This is a genomic window from Streptomyces sp. NPDC037288, from assembly GCF_055603265.1.
Genome location: NZ_JBVJVY010000012.1, coordinates 30,112 through 47,570, shown reverse-complemented (window position 1 = coordinate 47,570; position 17,459 = coordinate 30,112). Strand labels below are relative to the sequence as shown.

At 72.2% G+C, this 17,459-nt stretch carries 15 protein-coding genes and 1 riboswitch; of the genes, 10 read left to right on the top strand and 5 right to left on the bottom strand.

Features of this window, described 5'->3' with window-relative positions; translation table 11 throughout:
* Positions 1-10: 10 nt before the first annotated feature.
* Entirely contained in the window at positions 11-247 is a 237-nt protein-coding gene (locus ACZ7GZ_RS16610) for a hypothetical protein (protein WP_471024702.1), read from the bottom strand.
* Positions 248-472: 225 nt separating this feature from the next.
* Positions 473-664, bottom strand: coding sequence for a DUF6082 family protein (locus ACZ7GZ_RS16605; RefSeq protein WP_471024701.1), 192 nt, complete (start codon positions 662-664; stop codon positions 473-475).
* Between the two features lie 408 nt (positions 665-1,072).
* Between ACZ7GZ_RS16605 and ACZ7GZ_RS16600 the strand changes: the two genes are divergently transcribed.
* A complete protein-coding gene (locus ACZ7GZ_RS16600; protein ID WP_471024699.1) occupies positions 1,073-2,146 on the top strand; it encodes a CobW family GTP-binding protein in 1,074 nt (357 codons plus the stop codon).
* Here the strand turns inward: ACZ7GZ_RS16600 and ACZ7GZ_RS16595 are convergent.
* On the bottom strand, positions 2,143-4,602 hold the full coding sequence (locus ACZ7GZ_RS16595) for a DNA gyrase/topoisomerase IV subunit A (RefSeq protein WP_471024698.1): 2,460 nt from the start codon (positions 4,600-4,602) through the stop codon (positions 2,143-2,145). The genes ACZ7GZ_RS16600 and ACZ7GZ_RS16595 overlap by 4 nt on opposite strands.
* 381 nt (positions 4,603-4,983) lie before the next feature.
* Here ACZ7GZ_RS16595 and ACZ7GZ_RS16590 point away from each other — a divergent pair, with 381 nt between their 5' ends.
* The 4 genes from ACZ7GZ_RS16590 (at position 4,984) to ACZ7GZ_RS16575 (ending at position 9,803) form a co-directional block, all read left to right on the top strand.
* On the top strand, positions 4,984-6,378 hold the full coding sequence (locus tag ACZ7GZ_RS16590) for a M16 family metallopeptidase (RefSeq protein WP_471024697.1): 1,395 nt from the start codon (positions 4,984-4,986) through the stop codon (positions 6,376-6,378).
* Positions 6,375-7,763 (top strand): M16 family metallopeptidase, encoded by a 1,389-nt coding sequence (locus ACZ7GZ_RS16585; RefSeq protein ID WP_471024695.1) that lies wholly within the window; start codon positions 6,375-6,377, stop codon positions 7,761-7,763. The genes ACZ7GZ_RS16590 and ACZ7GZ_RS16585 overlap by 4 nt, the downstream gene beginning before the upstream one ends.
* Before the next feature lie 238 nt (positions 7,764-8,001).
* Positions 8,002-8,162, top strand: a riboswitch (cyclic di-AMP (ydaO/yuaA leader).
* Positions 8,163-8,174: 12 nt separating this feature from the next.
* Complete coding sequence (locus tag ACZ7GZ_RS16580) at positions 8,175-8,918, top strand: M23 family metallopeptidase (protein WP_471024693.1); 744 nt, start codon at positions 8,175-8,177, stop codon at positions 8,916-8,918.
* Positions 8,919-9,116: 198 nt separating this feature from the next.
* Complete coding sequence (locus ACZ7GZ_RS16575) at positions 9,117-9,803, top strand: GntR family transcriptional regulator (protein ID WP_471024692.1); 687 nt, start codon at positions 9,117-9,119, stop codon at positions 9,801-9,803.
* 139 nt (positions 9,804-9,942) lie between these two features.
* On the opposite strand, the gene ACZ7GZ_RS16570 is transcribed toward ACZ7GZ_RS16575, so the two are convergent.
* Entirely contained in the window at positions 9,943-10,224 is a 282-nt protein-coding gene (locus ACZ7GZ_RS16570; RefSeq protein WP_003993478.1) for an HPr family phosphocarrier protein, read from the bottom strand.
* Positions 10,225-10,401: 177 nt separating this feature from the next.
* Here ACZ7GZ_RS16570 and ACZ7GZ_RS16565 point away from each other — a divergent pair, with 177 nt between their 5' ends.
* From ACZ7GZ_RS16565 to ACZ7GZ_RS16545, 5 genes are read left to right on the top strand one after another with little or no spacing between them, the layout of a single operon-like run.
* The gene (locus ACZ7GZ_RS16565) at positions 10,402-13,260 is read left to right on the top strand and encodes a bifunctional acetate--CoA ligase family protein/GNAT family N-acetyltransferase (RefSeq protein ID WP_471024691.1); all 2,859 of its coding nucleotides are present in this window, start codon (positions 10,402-10,404) and stop codon (positions 13,258-13,260) included.
* Between the two features lie 41 nt (positions 13,261-13,301).
* Positions 13,302-13,715, top strand: a complete 414-nt coding sequence (locus tag ACZ7GZ_RS16560; RefSeq protein WP_471024689.1) for a hypothetical protein — start codon at positions 13,302-13,304, stop codon at positions 13,713-13,715.
* A gap of 10 nt (positions 13,716-13,725) precedes the next feature.
* Positions 13,726-14,313, top strand: coding sequence for a DUF5998 family protein (locus tag ACZ7GZ_RS16555; RefSeq protein ID WP_471024687.1), 588 nt, complete (start codon positions 13,726-13,728; stop codon positions 14,311-14,313).
* Positions 14,313-15,503: an alkaline phosphatase family protein gene (locus ACZ7GZ_RS16550; protein WP_471024685.1), complete on the top strand. Its 1,191-nt coding sequence runs from the start codon at positions 14,313-14,315 to the stop codon at positions 15,501-15,503. The genes ACZ7GZ_RS16555 and ACZ7GZ_RS16550 overlap by 1 nt, the downstream gene beginning before the upstream one ends.
* Before the next feature lie 54 nt (positions 15,504-15,557).
* Positions 15,558-16,208 (top strand): thymidine kinase, encoded by a 651-nt coding sequence (locus ACZ7GZ_RS16545; RefSeq protein WP_471024684.1) that lies wholly within the window; start codon positions 15,558-15,560, stop codon positions 16,206-16,208.
* 383 nt (positions 16,209-16,591) lie between these two features.
* Here ACZ7GZ_RS16545 and ACZ7GZ_RS16540 read toward each other — a convergent pair whose 3' ends face one another.
* Positions 16,592-17,383 (bottom strand): VOC family protein, encoded by a 792-nt coding sequence (locus ACZ7GZ_RS16540; RefSeq protein WP_471024683.1) that lies wholly within the window; start codon positions 17,381-17,383, stop codon positions 16,592-16,594.
* Positions 17,384-17,459: the final 76 nt, after the last annotated feature.

Genomic DNA, 17,459 nt, shown 5'->3' with positions numbered 1-17,459 from the left:
GCGGGGTGTCTCAGCGGTCGGGGATGTCGTCCTTGGCGCGGACGAGCGTCTCCCGGCTGATGACCACGATCCGCTCGTAGTCCGCGCAGGCCGCGTCGGGTGGCAGCTCGGACGTGAGAGCGTCCGTGCGATCGGTCCCGATGACAGCGAAGTTGCCGTCGTTCAGTTCAAAGATGTCCGGGCAGGTCTGCCCGGCGAGACACCCTCGCAGGCGAGGGGAGGCACCGACACGGCGCAAGATCTTCAAGGTGATCCAGGTCCTTGGTCAATCGGTCCACGGTTACGGCCTGTGCGGTCCGGCGGCGCAGGGATGGGGCCGCCGTCGCACAAGGGGAGCACTGCGGGGGACGGGTCCGGCCCCCTGGCAGGCGGGGACAACCTACGTGCTGCGAGCGCGTGCGTGGGGTCCGACGGAGGAATTGGACGAGGGGTCTTCGGCAGGGGCTGCCGGCCGGACTGACGTACGGGACGGTCAGCCGGAGTCATCCACCACCCACCACTCGTCGGTGTCCGTCTCGCCGAGTTCCTCCAGCAACTGGTCGATCACCCGGCCGATCTCCGCCTCCTGCGAGCCCTCGGCCAGGCTCGCGCGGTGACGGCGCGTCGCCTCCCAGTAGGCGCGCACCACCGGGTTGCGGAACAGGGCCCTCATGTGCCCCGCCATTCGGCTCCCGCCAGCACACCGGCCCGGTAGTGGTGCACCGCGTGGCCTCGGACCCGGTCCCCGGTCGCAGGGACGTGAGACGGAAGCAGGGCTGCGGCGGCGCGGCCCCGTGCACCCGGGGCCCTGGTGACGGCGGTCCGCCACTCGGCAATTTTCCGCGTGGGCATGCCAATCCCCGTCCCGGCCGAACCTGGCGTCCAACGCACAGGAGCCTGCGTCCCGGAGCCGCCAAAGGGACGCGAGGTCACTCACCTCGGTGGCTGACCGGCACCTGCCCCACGCGAAGCGCCGGCAACCGTTCCGTGCAGCCGTGTTCCGTCCCGCTCGTATCCTGGACGCCCAGTTCCTGTCCGTCCGTGCGCCGGGGCCGCGAGCCGGTGTGCGCTGGAATGTCAGAGAGGTCACCCGTTGGGGAACAGCAGCGGTCCGCAGATCCCGGTCGTCGTGCTCGCCGGATTCCTGGGCTCCGGGAAGACCACGCTCCTCAACCACCTCCTGCACCGCAGCGGAGGCAGCCGTATCGGAGCGATCGTCAACGACTTCGGAGCCATCGAGATCGACGCGATGGCGGTCGCCGGCGCCCTCGGCGACTCGACCGTCTCGCTCGGCAACGGCTGCCTGTGCTGTGCCGTCGACGCGAGCGAACTCGACCTCTACCTGGACCGGCTCGCCGACCCGGGCACCGGCATCGACGTGATCGTCATCGAGGCCAGCGGGCTCGCCGAACCCCAGGAGCTGGTGCGGATGGTGCTGGCCAGCGAACACCCGAGGGTCGTCTACGGCGGCCTGGTCGAGGTCGTGGACGCCGCCGAGTTCGACGACACCCGGGCCAGGCACCCTGAGATCGACCGGCATCTGGCCCTCGCCGACCTCGTCGTCGTCAACAAGCTCGACCGGGCCGCGGACGGTGAGCGGGTGCTCGGTCTGGTGCGGTCGCTCACGGACCGTGCCGCCGTGGTCCCCGCCACCTACGGCCGAATCGACCCGGAGTTCCTCTTCGACTGCAGGCCGAGCGAGGAGCGGATCGGGCAGCTGTCCTTCGACGACCTGCACGAGCACGCCGAGGGCGCGGGGCACGCCGAGGGCGCCGGACATCTGCACACCGGCTACGACAGCCTGTCCTTCACCTCCGAGGCCCCTCTGGAACCCCGCCGGCTCATGCGGTTCCTGGACAGCCGGCCCGAGGGGCTCTACCGGATCAAGGGATACGTCGACTTCGGCCCGTACGACCCCCTCAACCGGTACGCCGTGCACGCCGTCGGCCGGTTCCTGCGCTTCTACCCCGAGCCGTGGGGCGCTGCCGGCGACCGCGGTACCCAGCTCGTGCTGATCGGCTCCGGCATCGACCCGGAGGCCCTCGGCCAGGAGCTCAAGGGGTGCCGGAACGACGCCCCACACGCCGACGAACACGGCATGTGGGGCGTCCTGCGCTATGTCCAGGGCTCCGAGGAGGAGCCCGACCCGGAGTCGTACGGGGGCTAGAACACCGGTCCCGCGACCACCGACACCGTCTTCGGCAGCGAGGTGCCCGAGCCGTCCCGGCGCGGGTCCAGCTCCGGCAGCTCCGCCGGGGTGCCGGTCTTCTGCGCCGCGCGGGCGGGAGCCGGTCCCGCCCAGGCCAGCGCCAGGCAGTCCTCGCCCTTCAGGAAACGCTGGCAGCGCACGCCGCCCGTGGCCCGGCCCTTGCGCGGGTACTGGTCGAACGGCGTCAGCTTGGCCGTCGTCTGCACCGAGTCGTCCAGGGTGCCGCGCGAACCCGCCACGGTGAAGACCACCGCGTCGGTCGCGGGGTCGACGGCCGTGAAGGAGATCACCTTCGCGCCCTCGGCGAGCTTGACACCCGCCATACCGCCCGCCGGGCGGCCCTGCGGGCGCACGATGGACGCCTGGAAGCGCAGCAGCTGCGCGTCGTCGGTGATGAAGACCAGGTCCTCCTCGCCGGTGCGCAGCTCCACCGCGCCGACGATCCGGTCGCCCTCCTTCAGCGTGATGACCTCCAACTCCTCCTTGTTGGACGGATAGTCGGGCACCACGCGCTTGACGACGCCCTGCTCGGTGCCGAGCGCGAGGCCCGGCGACGACTCGTCCAGCGTGGTCAGGCAGACCACCGTCTCGTCGTCCTCCAGGGACACGAACTCCGCCAGCGGGGCCCCTCCGGACAGGTTCGGGGCCGTCGCCGTCTCCGGAAGCTGGGGCAGGTCGACCACGTTGATCCGCAGCAGGCGGCCCGCCGAGGTCACCGCGCCGATCTCGCCGCGCGCGGTCGCCGGGACCGCCGAGACGATCACGTCGTGCTTGACGCGCCTGGCGCCCGTCTCCTCCTCGAACGGCTCGCCGGTCGACGTACGGGCCAGCAGACCCGTCGAGGACAGCAGCACCCGGCACGGGTCGTCGGCGACCTGCAGCGGCACCGCGGCCACCGCGGCGCCCGCCGACTCCAGCAGGACCGTGCGCCGGTCGGTGCCGAACTTCTTGGCCACGGCGGCCAGTTCGGCCGAGACCAGCTTGCGCAGCTCCGCGTCGGAGTCCAGGATCCGGGTCAGCTCCGCGATCTCCGCGGTCAGCTTGTCCTTCTCCGCCTCCAGCTCGATGCGGTCGTACTTGGTGAGCCGGCGCAGCGGTGTGTCGAGGATGTACTGCGTCTGCACCTCGCTCAGCGAGAAGCGCTCCATCAGGCGCTCCTTGGCCTGCGCGGAGTTGTCGCTGGACCGGATCAGCCGGATGACCTCGTCGATGTCGACCAGCGCGGTCAGCAGGCCCTCGACCAGGTGCAGCCGGTCGCGGCGCTTGCCGCGGCGGAACTCGCTGCGCCGCCGGACCACGTCGAAGCGGTGGTCGAGGTAGACCTCCAGCAGCTCCTTCAGCCCCAGCGTGAGCGGCTGGCCGTCCACCAGGGCGACGTTGTTGATCCCGAAGGACTCCTCCATCGGGGTCAGCTTGTACAGCTGCTCCAGGATCGCCTCCGGCACGAAGCCGTTCTTGATCTCGATGACCAGGCGCAGGCCGTGTTCGCGGTCGGTGAGGTCCTTGACGTCGGCGATGCCCTGGACCTTCTTCGCGTTGACCAGGTCCTTGATCTTCGCGATGACCTTCTCGGGGCCGACGGTGAAGGGCAGTTCGGTGATGACCAGGCCCTTGCGGCGGGCCGTCACCGTCTCCACCGACACCGTGGCACGGATCTTGAAGGTGCCGCGGCCCGTCGCGTACGCGTCCCGGACGCCCTCCAGACCGACGATCCGGCCGCCGGTGGGCAGGTCCGGGCCCGGGACGTGCTTCATCAGCGCGTCCAGGTCCGCGTTCGGATGGCGGATCAGGTGCCGGGCGGCGGCGATCACCTCGCCCAGGTTGTGCGGCGGCATGTTCGTCGCCATGCCCACGGCGATGCCCGAGGAGCCGTTGACCAGCAGGTTCGGGAAGGCGGCGGGCAGCGCCACCGGCTCCCGCTCCTGGCCGTCGTAGTTGGGTGCGAAGTCGACCGTGTCCTCGTCGATCGACTCGGTCATCAGGCTCGTCGCCTCGGCCTGGCGGCACTCGGTGTACCGCATGGCGGCCGGCGGGTCGTCGTTGCCCAGCGAGCCGAAGTTGCCGTGCCCGTCGACGAGCGGCACGCGCATGGAGAAGGGCTGCGCCATGCGCACCAGGGCGTCGTAGATCGACGCGTCGCCGTGCGGGTGCAGCTTGCCCATGACCTCGCCGACGACACGCGCGCACTTCACGTAGCCGCGGTCGGGGCGCAGGCCCATCTCGTTCATCTGGTACACGATCCGGCGGTGCACCGGCTTGAGGCCGTCACGGGCGTCCGGCAGGGCGCGCGAGTAGATGACCGAGTACGCGTACTCGAGGTAGGAGCCACGCATCTCGTCCACGACGTCGATGTCGAGGATCTTCTCCTCGTACGAATCGTCGGGCGGCGGGGTCTTCGTGCTGCGGCGGGCCATCGCTGCCTGGCTCCTTCTGATCTGTTCGTTCGCCTGCGGGGCGCCTCGTGCCGGTGTCGAGAGGGCGATTGTGCCCAATCCTTCGGGCCTCCGCGCGCTCGCCCTCCCGACACCGACGCGCCCCTCCGGCTCGCTCTTGCTGAAGCGTGGGACGGACCTGACGCCGACCATTGTGGACCGAGGCACTGACAGCCCGTGCCACTACCCGGTCCCGGCGGGCTTCCCGGGCCCACGAGCCGGGTCCGGGGCAGGCTACGTGATCCGCTCTGGGCGTACCTCCCGCGGGAACTTCGCCGAGCCCCCGCACGCTGTGCATACAGTGGCAGGAACGGCAGGAAGACCGCGGTTTCCACAACCGCATCCGCTCGCGAAGGGATGTACATGCCCATGGGTCACACGACCACAGCCGAGGCAGGCTCCGGGGGCCTGACAGCGACCGAGCACCGCCTGGCCAACGGTCTGCGCGTGGTGCTTTCCGAGGACCACCTGACCCCGGTGGCGGCGGTCTGCCTCTGGTACGACGTCGGCTCCCGTCACGAAGTCAAGGGACGCACCGGTCTGGCTCACCTTTTCGAGCACCTGATGTTCCAGGGTTCGGCGCAGGTCAACGGCAACGGCCACTTCGAGCTGGTGCAGGGCGCCGGCGGCTCGCTCAACGGCACCACCAGCTTCGAGCGCACCAACTACTTCGAGACCATGCCCGCGCACCAGCTGGAGCTCGCCCTCTGGCTGGAGGCCGACCGCATGGGCTCGCTGCTCGCCGCCCTGGACGACGAGTCCATGGAGAACCAGCGGGACGTCGTCAAGAACGAGCGCCGCCAGCGCTACGACAACGTCCCCTACGGCACCGCCTTCGAGAAGCTGACCGCCCTGTCGTACCCGGAGGGCCACCCCTACCACCACACGCCGATCGGCTCGATGGCGGACCTGGACGCGGCCACCCTGGAGGACGCCCGCCAGTTCTTCCGCACCTACTACGCGCCGAACAACGCGGTGCTCTCCGTGGTCGGCGACATCGACCCCGAGCAGACGCTCGCCTGGATCGAGAAGTACTTCGGTTCGATCACCGCGCACGACGGCAAGCCCGCGCCGCGTGACGGCTCCCTGCCGGAGGTCATCGGCGAGCAGAAGCGCGAGGTCCTCGTCGAGGAGGTCCCGGCGCGCGCCCTGATGGCCGCCTACCGGCTCCCGCACGACGGCACGCGCGCGTGCGACGCGGCCGACCTCGCCCTGACCGTCCTCGGCGGCGGTGAGTCCTCCCGCCTGTACAACCGGCTGGTGCGCCGCGACCGTACGGCCGTCGCGGCCGGCTTCGGCCTGCTGCGCCTGGCCGGCGCGCCCTCGATGGGCTGGCTGGACGTGAAGACCTCCGGTGACGTCGAGGTGCCGGTCATCGAGGCCGCCATCGACGAGGAGCTGGCCCGGTTCGCCGAGGAGGGCCCCACGCCCGAGGAAATGGAGCGCGCCCAGGCCCAGTTGGAGCGCGAGTGGCTGGACCGGCTCGGCACGGTCGCCGGCCGCGCCGACGAACTGTGCCGGTTCGCGGTCCTGTTCGGCGACCCGCAGCTCGCCCTCACCGCCGTCAAGCGTGTCCTGGAGATCACCCCCAAGGAGGTCCAGGAGGTCGCCAAGGCCCGTCTGCGCCCCGACAACCGCGCGGTCCTGGTCTACGAACCGAAGTCGCCGGAGGAGGTCCCGGACGCCGACGTCCCCGAGGACCCGGAGCAGGAAGCGACCGTAGAGGCCGGTAACGAGAACGAGGAGACGGCCAAGTGACCGAGCTCGCCACCATGGACTTCCACCCCCAGCCGCAGCCCGGCGAGGCCCGTCCCTGGGCGTTCCCGGCGCCCGAGCGCACCGCGCTCGACAACGGCCTGACCGTGCTGCGCTGCCACCGCCCCGGTCAGCAGGTCGTCGCCGTCGAGGTGCTGCTCGACGCCCCCCTGGACGCCGAGCCGGCCGGCCTGGACGGCGTTGCCACGATCATGGCGCGGGCCTTCTCCGAGGGCACCGACAAGCACTCCGCCGAGGAGTTCGCCGCCGAGCTGGAGCGCGCGGGCGCCACGCTCAACGCGCACGCCGACCACCCCGGCGTCCGGCTCAGCCTGGAGGTCCCGGCCTCCCGTCTGGCCAAGGGCCTCGGGCTGATCGCCGACGCCCTGCGCGCGCCCGCCTTCGCCGAGAGCGAGGTCGAGCGGCTGGTCCGCAACCGCCTGGACGAGATCCCGCACGAGCTGGCCAACCCCTCCCGCCGGGCCGCCAAGGAACTCTCCAAGGAGCTGTTCCCGGCGACCTCGCGGATGTCGCGTCCCCGCCAGGGCACGGAGGAGACCGTCGAGAAGATCGACGCCACCGCCGTACGCGCCTTCTACGACCGGTACGTTCGCCCCGCCACGGCCACGGCCGTCGTGGTCGGCGACCTCACCGGCACCGATCTGGACGCGCTGCTCGGTGACACCCTGGGCGCCTGGACCGGCACCCCGGGCGAGCCGCGGCCCGTGCCCCCGGTGAGCGCGGACGACACCGGACGCGTGGTCATCGTGGACCGGCCGGGCGCCGTGCAGACGCAGCTGCTCATCGGCCGCGTCGGCCCCGACCGGCACGACCGCGTGTGGCCCGCCCAGGTGCTCGGCACCTACTGCCTCGGCGGCACCCTCACCTCCCGCCTGGACCGCGTCCTGCGCGAGGAGAAGGGCTACACCTACGGTGTGCGCTCCTTCGGGCAGGTCCTCCGGTCCGCGCCGGACGGCACGGGCGCCTCGATGCTCGCCATCAGCGGCTCCGTGGACACCCCCAACACCGGTCCGGCGCTGGAGGACCTGTGGAAGGTGCTGCGCACCCTCGCGGCGGACGGCCTGACCGACGCCGAGCGGGACGTGGCCGTGCAGAACCTCGTCGGGGTGGCGCCGCTGAAGTACGAGACCGCGGCGGCCGTCGCGAGCACGCTGGCAGACCAGGTCGAGCAGCACCTGCCCGACGACTTCCAGGCGACGCTGTATCAGCAGCTGGCCGCGACGGGCACGGTGGAGGCCACCGCGGCGGTCGTGAACGCCTTCCCGGTGGACCGCCTGGTGACCGTCCTCGTCGGTGACGCCGCCGAGATCAAGGCGCCGGTCGAGGCACTCGGCATCGGCGAAGTGACCGTGGTGGCGGCCGAGTAGGTCACCGCGCGGGCGGCCGAGTAGCGGCACACACGCGTGGGGCCCTGACGACCGACGGGTCGTCAGGGCCCCTTGCGTGCTCCGCTCTCCACCTACCAGATGTCCGGATTGGGGCGGAGGTTGCCCGTCTGCCCTGTGGGATGCGCTACAAAAGCCCGGATCCGTTTGAGATGGGAAAGCAGGCTTCCGTAGCGTCGTCCGGGCTGTTCGTCAGGCAGTGCGCCGCACCCGCGGCACCGGACAGCCATCGCCGAGTCCCCGTACGGCGCGAGCCAGGGGAGCCGGGGACCCACCGTCCCTGGGGTGAATCGGGCGCCCGCGCGTGAGCGAGGGGGTCCGTAGGAGACCTTCCTGCTCCGAACCCGTCAGCTAACCCGGTAGGCGAGAGGGAAGGAAAGGACCAGCCACTTCATGGCGTTCATGTGCGCCACCGGGAAGCACCGCAAGCCCGGCCGGGTCAAGCGCACCACCGCTCAGGCGGCCGGCGTCGCGGCCCTCGCCACCACCGGCGTCATCGGCACGGTCGCGGCGCCCGCGGCGTTCGCCGCCGAGAACACCGCCGAGCAGACCGGCCTCACCCCGGTGGTCAGCGTCGGAGACGACATAGCCGAGCAGATCGACGCGCAGGCCGCCGCCCAGCAGCAGGTCGCCGAGCAGAAGGCGGCCGAGGAGGCCGCGGCCAAGAGGGCCAAGGAGGTCCGCGAGGCCAGGGCGCGCGCCGCCCGCGAGGCCGAGCGCAAGCGTCTGAACGCCTTCGTCGCCCCGATCGCCCACTCCTACGTGTCGACGGCCTACAAGGCCAGCAGCTCCCTGTGGTCCTCCGGCTCGCACACCGGCATCGACTTCCACGCGGCCAGCGGCACGCCCGTCCACGCGGTCGGCGCGGGCACCGTCGTCTCCACCGGCTGGGGCGGCGCGTACGGCAACGAGATCGTGATCCGGATGGCCGACGGCATGTACACCCAGTACGGCCATCTGTCGTCGATCGGCGTCACGGTGGGGCAGCGGGTCACGCCGGGCCAGCAGATCGGTCTGTCCGGCGCGACCGGCAACGTCACCGGTCCGCACCTCCACTTCGAGGCCCGCACGACCCCCGACTACGGTTCGGACGTCGACCCCGTCGCCTACCTCCGCCAGCACGGCGTGGACGTCTGACGCCCCTGGCTCTGCCCGCGCAGCCCCGGCCCGCACCGGCCGGGGCTTTCGCTGTTTTCCGGGACGGACGCCGGACCCGCCGACCAAAAAATATCCATGGATTCCGGCCCGCCGTCGGAATTTCCGAGGTATTGGAATAGAGTCACGGAACACGCGTCCATCGTCGACGTTTCACGGGGATTAAGGCGGAGGTCGGTCATGCGTATTCCGGCGCACTCGGTGTGCACGGCGATCCGGGACGACATCGTCGCCGGTGTCCACGAGCGCGGCGCCCGCCTCACCGAGGAAGTCCTGGCCCGCCGCTACGGCGTCTCGCGCGTCCCCGTCCGCGAGGCCCTGCGCACCCTGGAGGCGGAGGGCTTCGTGGTGACCCGCCGGCACGCGGGCGCGTGCGTGGCCGAGCCGACCGAGCAGGAGGCCGCCGACCTGCTGGAGATGCGCATGCTCCTGGAGCCGCTCGGGGCCGCCCGGGCCGCCCAGCGCCGCACGGAGGCCCACCTCAAGGTGCTGCGCGGTCTGGTCAGGCTCGGTCAGGAGCGGGCCAGGAGGGGGCACAGCGACGATCTGCGCTCACTGGGCGGCTGGTTCCACGAGACGCTCGCCCAGGCCTGCGGCAGCCCCTCGCTGACCGCGATGCTCATCCAGCTGCGGCACAAGATCGCCTGGATGTACGCGGTGGAGGCGCCGCCGAGTCCGGTGGAGTCCTGGGTGGAACACGGCGCCATCGTCGACGCGGTGGCGCGCGGCGACGGCGAGCGCGCGCGGGCGGTCACGGCGCTGCACACCGAGCGTGCGACGGCCGCGCACCGGCTGCGTCGCCCCCGGGCCGCCGAGCGTGTGAGGACTTCGCAACACACCGTAAACATGTCGAGTCTTCGGCATTAACACGGAAGCCGTATACAAAGAAGGGGTATTCGGTGGTCCTGGATTTCCGCTGCCCCTATCCCGTGCGCCCTGAATTCAAGGTCCGGAAAAGGCGGAAGCCGCGCCACCCGGAATGGGTGGCGCGGCTTTCTCGCCTTGCTCAGACGGTCTCGGGCAGCTCTTCCAGGCCCTCGGAGACCAGCTTGGCCAGACGGTCCAGGGCGGCGTCCGCGCCCTCGGCGTCGGAGGCGAGGACGATCTCCTCGCCGCCCTGGGCGCCCAGACCCAGAACAGCCAGCATGGAGGCCGCGTTGACGGGGTTGCCGTCAGCCTTGGCGATCGTCACCGGGACGCCTGCGGCCGTGGCGGCTCGGACGAAGATGGAGGCGGGGCGGGCGTGGAGGCCCTCGGCCCAGCCGACGTTGACGCGGCGCTCAGCCATGTGTTGCTGCCCTTCAGTCTTCAGGGTTGTCTAGACCAGTTTCCCATATCGTGAAGCATGCCCGGAGCGGACCTTCGTCCCGCCCCGCGTGTCGTCGGACCGCGGCCTCGGTCCGACTCCTCGTTCTCCACAGACTGCCCCGCGCCGTTGTCGTACGCGAGCCGTACTCTGGGGCCCATGCAGACCTCGGCGGACCGGCAGGACCGGTACCAGTACCCCGCCCACTGGGAGGCGGACGTGGTGCTGCGCGACGGGGGAACCGCGCGCATCCGGCCCATCACCGTTGATGACGCCGACCGCCTGGTCAGCTTCTACGAGCAGGTCTCGGACGAGTCGAAGTACTACCGCTTCTTCGCGCCGTACCCCAGGCTCTCCGCCAAGGACGTCCACCGCTTCACGCACCACGACTTTGTGGACCGGGTGGGACTCGCGGCCACCGTCGGCGGCGAGTTCATCGCCACCGTACGCTATGACCGCATCGGCGCCGACGGCATGCCCGCCTCCGCCCCCGCCGACGAGGCCGAGGTCGCCTTCCTCGTGCAGGACGCACACCAGGGCCGCGGGGTCGCCTCCGCCCTGCTGGAGCACATCGCCGCCGTCGCCCGCGAGCGCGGCATCCGCCGCTTCGCCGCCGAGGTGCTGCCCGCCAACACCAAGATGATCAAGGTGTTCACGGACGCCGGCTACACCCAGAAGCGCAGCTTCGAGGACGGCGTCGTACGCCTGGAGTTCGATCTCGAACCCACCGACCGCTCCCTGGCCGTGCAGCGCGCGCGGGAACAGCGCGCCGAGGCCCGCTCGGTACGGCGGCTGCTCGTGCCCGGCTCGGTCGCGGTCGTCGGCGTCGGCCGCGCCCCCGGCGGAGTCGGCCGCAGCGTCCTCGGCAACATCAGGGACGCCGGCTACGGCGGCCGGCTGCACGCCGTGAACAAGGCCTTCCTGGAGGACCTCGAGGAGGCCGGCGGGGTGCCGGCGCACCGGTCCGTGCGGGACATCGACGGCCCGGTGGACCTCGCCGTCGTCGCCGTACCGGCCGAGCACGTGCCCGCCGTGGTCGCCGAATGCGGAGAACACGGGGTGCAGGGGCTCGTCGTGCTCTCCGCCGGGTACGCCGAGAGCGGGCCCGAGGGGCGCGAGCGGCAGCGGGCACTCGTGCGGCAGGCGCGCGCGTACGGCATGCGGATCATCGGCCCGAACGCGTTCGGGATCATCAACACCGCACCGGACGTCCGGCTGAACGCCTCCCTGGCCCCGGAGATGCCCCGCCCCGGCCGCATCGGCATGTTCGCCCAGTCCGGCGCCATCGGCATCGCCCTGCTGTCCCGGCTGCACCGGCGCGGGGGAGGGGTCACCGGGGTCACGGGCGTGTCCACCTTCGTGTCCGCCGGCAACCGCGCGGACGTCTCCGGCAACGACGTCCTCCAGTACTGGTACGACGACCCCGAGACCGACGTCGCCCTCATGTACCTGGAGTCGATCGGCAACCCCCGCAAGTTCACACGCCTCGCGCGGCGGACGGCGGCGGCGAAGCCGCTGGTCGTGGTGCAGGGGGTCGGTTCCGCGCCGCAGGGGCACGCGGTACGGGCCACCCGGCTGCCGCACGACACCGTCTCCGCGCTGCTGCGGCAGGCCGGGGTGCTCCGGGTCGACACGATCACCGAGCTGGTCGACGCGGGACTGCTGCTCGCGCGGCAACCGCTCCCCGCGGGGCCGAGAGTGGCGATCCTCGGGAACTCCGAGTCGCTGGGAGTGCTGGCCTACGACCGCTGTCTCGCCGAGGGGCTACGGCCGTCGCGTCCGGTGGATCTGACGACGGGGGCGACCGCGGAGGACTTCCATCGGGCGTTGACGCGGGCGCTGGCCGACGACACGTGCGACTCCGTCGTGGTGACGGCGATACCGGCCATCGGGGAAGCGTCGCCGCGGGACGCGGAGTTGGCGGAGGCGCTGCGGTCGGCTGCGGCTGCGGTTCCTGGCAAGCCGGTGCTGGTGGTGCATGTGGAGCTTGGGGGGCTTGCCGAGGCGTTGTCGGCTGCGGCCAGTACGGCACCTCAGGCCGTTGACAGGGCGTCCGGTACTGCAGGCGGTGCCCACCTGTTCCGCCCTGCGGAACAGGTGGGCACCGCGGGGGCGGACGGGCTGCCCAGCGCACCCGCCGCCCCTCCCGAAGGCACGCATCTCATCCCCGCCTACCCCGCCGCCGAGCGTGCCGTGCGAGCCCTCGCCGAGGCCGTCAAGTACGGGCAGTGGCGGCGGGAGGCCGTGGACCCGGGAAAGGTGCCCGAGTACGACGACATCGACGAGAAGGGTGCCGCGCGGCTGATCGGTGAGCTGCTCGCGCGGGGGGAGGGGCTCACGATCTCCGACGCCGAGACCTGCGAGCTGCTCGGGAAGTACGGCATCCCGGTGCGGCGGGCGCTCCCCGCCCCCACGCCCGAGGACGCCGCCGAGGCCGCCCGCACCCTCGGCTACCCGGTGGCGCTCAAGGCCACCGCCCCGCACCTCAGGCACCGTGCCGACCTGGGCGGCGTACGTCTCGACCTCGCGGACGAGGAGCAACTGCGCCGGGCGTACGCCGAGTTGACCGAGCTGTTCGGCAAGCCGGAGGAGCTGCGGCCGGTGGTGCAGGGCATGGCGCCGCGCGGCGTCGACACCGTCGTACGGGCGGTGATCGACCCGGCGGCCGGGGCCGTCCTGTCCTTCGGGCTCGCCGGGGCCGCCTCGCAGCTGCTCGGGGACATGGCGCACCGGCTCGTCCCGGTCACCGACCGGGAGGCGACCTCGCTGGTGCGCTCGATCCGTACGGCGCCGCTGCTGTTCGGCTGGCGCGGCTCCACGCCCGTCGACACCCCGGCGCTGGAGGAGCTGCTGCTGCGGGTGTCCCGGCTGGTCGACGATCACCCGGAGGTGGTCGCCGTCACCCTGGAACCGGTCGTCGTCGCCCCGCACGGCGTCAGCGCCCTCGGCGCCACGGTGCGGCTCGCACCCCCGCCCGCCCGCGACGACCTCGGCCCCCGCACGATGCCCGCCTACTGAGCACACGATGCCCGCCTACTGAGCAGGGGAGGGGGGAACACATGGAGATCGCCGGCCGGCGGCTGCCCGAGGGCAGCCGGTGGGACTGGGAGGTGCTCGGCTGGGACGCCGGGCGGCTGCGGCTGGCCGCCGGGTACGACCTCACGTACCACCACGGCCTGGAGGCCGACTTCGTCGCCCCCGCCTGGGTCTCCTGCCCGCTCGCCTTCCAGGACCCCGTCTTCCGGGCGCCCACGGCCCAGGAGACCGCTTGCCTGGCGCGGACCCTGGGCGAGACACCGCAGCTCGTCGTCGCCTCCGAGGCGGACGCCGGCGGCCCGGAACCGGTCTCCTGCCTGGTCGCCGCCGAGCGGCTGGACATCCGCCCCGGACTCGTCCCGAGGCCGACACGCGCGCGTGCGCGGGCCTCCACGGGTCTGCGCGACTGGCCCGGACCCCCCTTGCCCACGGATTAGGATGGACGCCATGGCCAAGACCAGTACGACGACCCAGGGGCTGCGCGCGGCGATCGAGCGCAGCGGCTACTACCCGGCCCTCGTGGCCGATGCGGTGGAGGCCGCTGTGGGCGGCGAGCCCGTCCGGTCGTACCTGGTCCACCAGGAGACGACGTTCGACCAGAACGAGGTCCGCCGGCATGTCACGGTGCTGGTCCTCACCGGCAACCGCTTCATCGTCAGCCACACCGACGAGCAGGCCGCCGACAGCACCTCCCCGACGCCGTACGCCACCACCTCCACCGAGTCCGTGAAGCTCGGCCGGATCTCCTCGGTCGTGGTCAGCCGCGTGGTCGCGAACCCGGAGCAGTACGCGCCGGGCACGCTGCCCCGGGAGGTCGTGCTGACCATCGGCTGGGGCGCGGTCAGCCGTATCGACCTGGAGCCGGCCGCCTGCGGCGACCCGAACTGCGACGCCGACCACGGCTACACGGGCAGCTCCACGGCGGACGACCTCAGCCTGCGCGTCAGCGAGGCCGGGGACGGCCCGGAGACGGTGCGCCAGGCGCTCGCCTTCGCCCAGGCCATCTCGGAGGCGACCGCGGACATCACCCGCTGATGTCCCAGCTCTCCGCCTGGGACCACCCGGAACCCCTCGCCCTGGACACCGCGCCGCTGCCCGAGTACGGCACCGGCTCCCTCGCCGATCTGCTGCCCACCCTGGCCGCCGGAATGGGCGTCCCCGGCATGACCGCGACGATCCCGGAACTGACCGGAGCCGACCGCGTCTGCGTCTTCCTGATCGACGGGCTCGGCTGGGAGCAGCTGCTGGCCCACCGGGACGAGGCGCCCTTCCTGACCTCACTGCTCGGCACCTCGCGGGGAGGCACCGGCCGCCCGCTCACCGCCGGCTACCCGGCGACCACCGCGGTCTCCCTCGCCTCCGTCGGCACGGGCCTGCCGCCCGGTGCCCACGGCCTGCCCGGCTACACGGTCCGCAACCCGGCCACCGGTGAGCTGATGAACCAGCTCCGCTGGCAGCCGTACACCGATCCGCGCGCCTGGCAGCCGTACCCCACCGTCTTCCAGCTGGCCGAGCAAGCCGGGGTGCACGCCGCGCAGGTGACCTCGCCCGCCTTCGAGCACACCCCGCTCACCAGGATCGCGCTCAGCGGCGGCGGCTTCCACGGCCGGCTGAGCGGCGAGGAACGCATGGACCTCGCGGCCCGGCAACTGGCCGCAGGGGACCGCTCGCTGGTCTACACGTACTACTCCGAGCTGGACGGCGCGGGACACCGCTACGGGGTCGCCTCCGACACCTGGCGCGGCCAGCTGATGTACGTCGACCGGCTCGCCCAGCGCCTCGCCGAGCAGCTGCCGCCGCACAGCGCGCTCTACGTCACCGCCGACCACGGCATGGTCGACATTCCGTTCGACGACGAGCACCGCCTCGACTTCGACACGGACTGGGAGCTGCGCGCCGGGGTCGCCCTGCTGGGCGGCGAGGGCCGGGCGCGGCACGTGTACGCGGTGCCGGGCGCCGAGAACGACGTACTGACCGTCTGGCGCGAGGTGCTCGGCGAGCAGTTCTGGGTGGCCTCGCGGGACGAGGCGATCGCGGCGGGCTGGTTCGGGCCGCACATCGACGAGCGGGTGTACCCACGGCTCGGGGACGTGGTGGCGGCCGCGCACGACGACGTCCTGATCATCGCGTCCGAGCGGGAGCCGAAGGAGTCGGCGCTGGTCGGCAACCACGGTTCGATGACGCCCGCCGAGCAGCTGGTCCCGCTGCTCGAAGTACGCTCCTGACGCTTCCCCTGTGACTACTCGTGTGACCACTCGCCGAAAGGTGCTCAACTCCTCATGCCCGAGCTGGTGTTCTTCTCCGGAACGATGGACTGCGGGAAGTCGACGCTGGCTCTGCAGATCGAGCACAACCGCTCCGCGCGTGGCCTCGTCGGCATGATCTTCACCCGGGACGACCGCGCGGGCGCGGGCAAGCTGTCCTCGCGGCTCGGCCTGGTCACCGACGCGGTGGAGGTCGCCGACGACCAGGACCTGTACGCCTCTCTCGTGGAACACCTCTCGCAGGGCCGCCGGGCCGACTACGTGATCGCGGACGAGGCGCAGTTCCTCGCGCCCGAGCAGATCGACCAGCTCGCGCGCGTGGTGGACGATCTCGGCCTGGACGTGTACGCCTTCGGTATCACCACCGACTTCCGCTCCAAGCTCTTCCCCGGCTCGCAGCGGCTGGTGGAGCTGGCCGACCGCATCGAGGTGCTCCAGGTGGAGGCGCTGTGCTGGTGCGGCGCCCGCGCCACGCACAACGCCCGCACGATAGACGGGGAGATGGTCGTGGAAGGCGCCCAGGTGGTCGTCGGCGACGTCAACCAGGCGGCGGGCGAGATGGGCTACGAGGTGCTGTGCCGCCGTCACCACCGCCGCCGGATGACCGCCGCGACGGCCCGCGCGGTGGCCCTCTCCCCGGACGTCCTCCCCGTCTCCCCGTCCTGACCCCTCCCGACCACCCCGAGCCCCGCCAGGCCCGTACCGGCGCGTGATGCGCCCGGCCGGCCTGGCGCGTCCCGAGAGCCCGGCCCGGTTCGTCTCCGGCACGTCCTGAGCCTGTCTGGAGCCCGCTCAGGCATGTTCCTAGGCGGTCCGGCGCTCTCCCTCCCCCGCCTCCGCCTGCCCCCGCCTCCGCCCGCCCCGGGCTGTGCCCCCTGGGCGGGCCGAAGCCGGCTGCGGTTGCGTGGTGGGCGGGTCGCTCCCCGAGTTCCCGGCTGGTTCTCGGCCGCCCTCGAACCCGGGACCCCCATCGCGGCGGAGCCGCATGCCGGTGCGGCCCCGCGCCACGGGGCTGCGGTGCCGTCGGTCCGGGGGCGCCGTCGTTTCCCTCAGTGCGGGTTCTGGACCACCGAGAACTCCGCGCCCTCCGGGTCCGCCACCGTAGCCACCCGGCCGTGCGGGCTGTCGTGCGACGGCCGGACGACCCGGCCGCCCAGGTCCGCGACCTGACGCGTCGTCGCGTCCGTGTCGGCGACCTCGAAGTACGTCTGCCAGTGGGGTCCGCGATCGCGGGGCAGGGCGTGGCCCACGCCGTGCAGTCCGGCCACCGGGCGGCCGGCGAGGTGGAGGGTCACGTAGTCGAAGTCGGCGGACACCACCGGCACCTGCTCGTACCCGAACACGGTCGCGTAGAACTTGGCGACGCTCTCGGTCTCGAAGGTCACCAGCTCGTTCCACGCGGGCGTCCCGGGCACACCGGTGATCGCGGTGCCGAGATACGCGGAGCCCTGCCAGATGCCGAACACCGCCCCGGAGGGGTCCGCGGCGATGGCCATCCGCCCGGCCTCGGCCGCGTCCAGCGGTCCGACCGCCACCGTGCCGCCGCACTCCCGTACCGTGTCGGCCGTGTGGTCCACGTCGTCCGAGGCGAGGTACGGCGTCCAGGCGATCGGCAGCCGGCGGTCCGGGGGCAGCTGGCCCATGCCCGCCACCTCCTGCCCGTCCAGCAGCGCCCGCACATACGGGCCGAGCTGCTGCGGGCCCGGCCGGAACTCCCAGCCGAACAGCTCACGGTAGAACTCCTCGGTGGCGGCCAGCCCGTGCGCCATCAGGCTCACCCAGCAGGGCGTGCCGGGCGCGCGCCGCGCGTGCGGACCGGCCGGCTCCCGTGCCTCGGTCATCGATCACTCTCTCCCCGGCCCCTCGCGGTGGCCGTGTCGCTTCCGCTCCCCGGAAGGGGTGTCCACGCCGGCGGCG

Coding starts and splice junctions, on each gene's coding strand:
- ACZ7GZ_RS16605 (WP_471024701.1), bottom strand. CDS start 664: ATGGCGGGGCACATGAGGGCCCTGTTCCGCAACCCGGTGGTGCGCGCC.
- ACZ7GZ_RS16595 (WP_471024698.1), bottom strand. CDS start 4,602: ATGGCCCGCCGCAGCACGAAGACCCCGCCGCCCGACGATTCGTACGAG.
- ACZ7GZ_RS16590 (WP_471024697.1), top strand. CDS start 4,984: ATGCCCATGGGTCACACGACCACAGCCGAGGCAGGCTCCGGGGGCCTG.
- ACZ7GZ_RS16580 (WP_471024693.1), top strand. CDS start 8,175: ATGGCGTTCATGTGCGCCACCGGGAAGCACCGCAAGCCCGGCCGGGTC.
- ACZ7GZ_RS16575 (WP_471024692.1), top strand. CDS start 9,117: ATGCGTATTCCGGCGCACTCGGTGTGCACGGCGATCCGGGACGACATC.
- ACZ7GZ_RS16570 (WP_003993478.1), bottom strand. CDS start 10,224: ATGGCTGAGCGCCGCGTCAACGTCGGCTGGGCCGAGGGCCTCCACGCC.
- ACZ7GZ_RS16565 (WP_471024691.1), top strand. CDS start 10,402: ATGCAGACCTCGGCGGACCGGCAGGACCGGTACCAGTACCCCGCCCAC.
- ACZ7GZ_RS16560 (WP_471024689.1), top strand. CDS start 13,302: ATGGAGATCGCCGGCCGGCGGCTGCCCGAGGGCAGCCGGTGGGACTGG.
- ACZ7GZ_RS16555 (WP_471024687.1), top strand. CDS start 13,726: ATGGCCAAGACCAGTACGACGACCCAGGGGCTGCGCGCGGCGATCGAG.
- ACZ7GZ_RS16550 (WP_471024685.1), top strand. CDS start 14,313: ATGTCCCAGCTCTCCGCCTGGGACCACCCGGAACCCCTCGCCCTGGAC.
- ACZ7GZ_RS16545 (WP_471024684.1), top strand. CDS start 15,558: ATGCCCGAGCTGGTGTTCTTCTCCGGAACGATGGACTGCGGGAAGTCG.
- ACZ7GZ_RS16540 (WP_471024683.1), bottom strand. CDS start 17,383: ATGACCGAGGCACGGGAGCCGGCCGGTCCGCACGCGCGGCGCGCGCCC.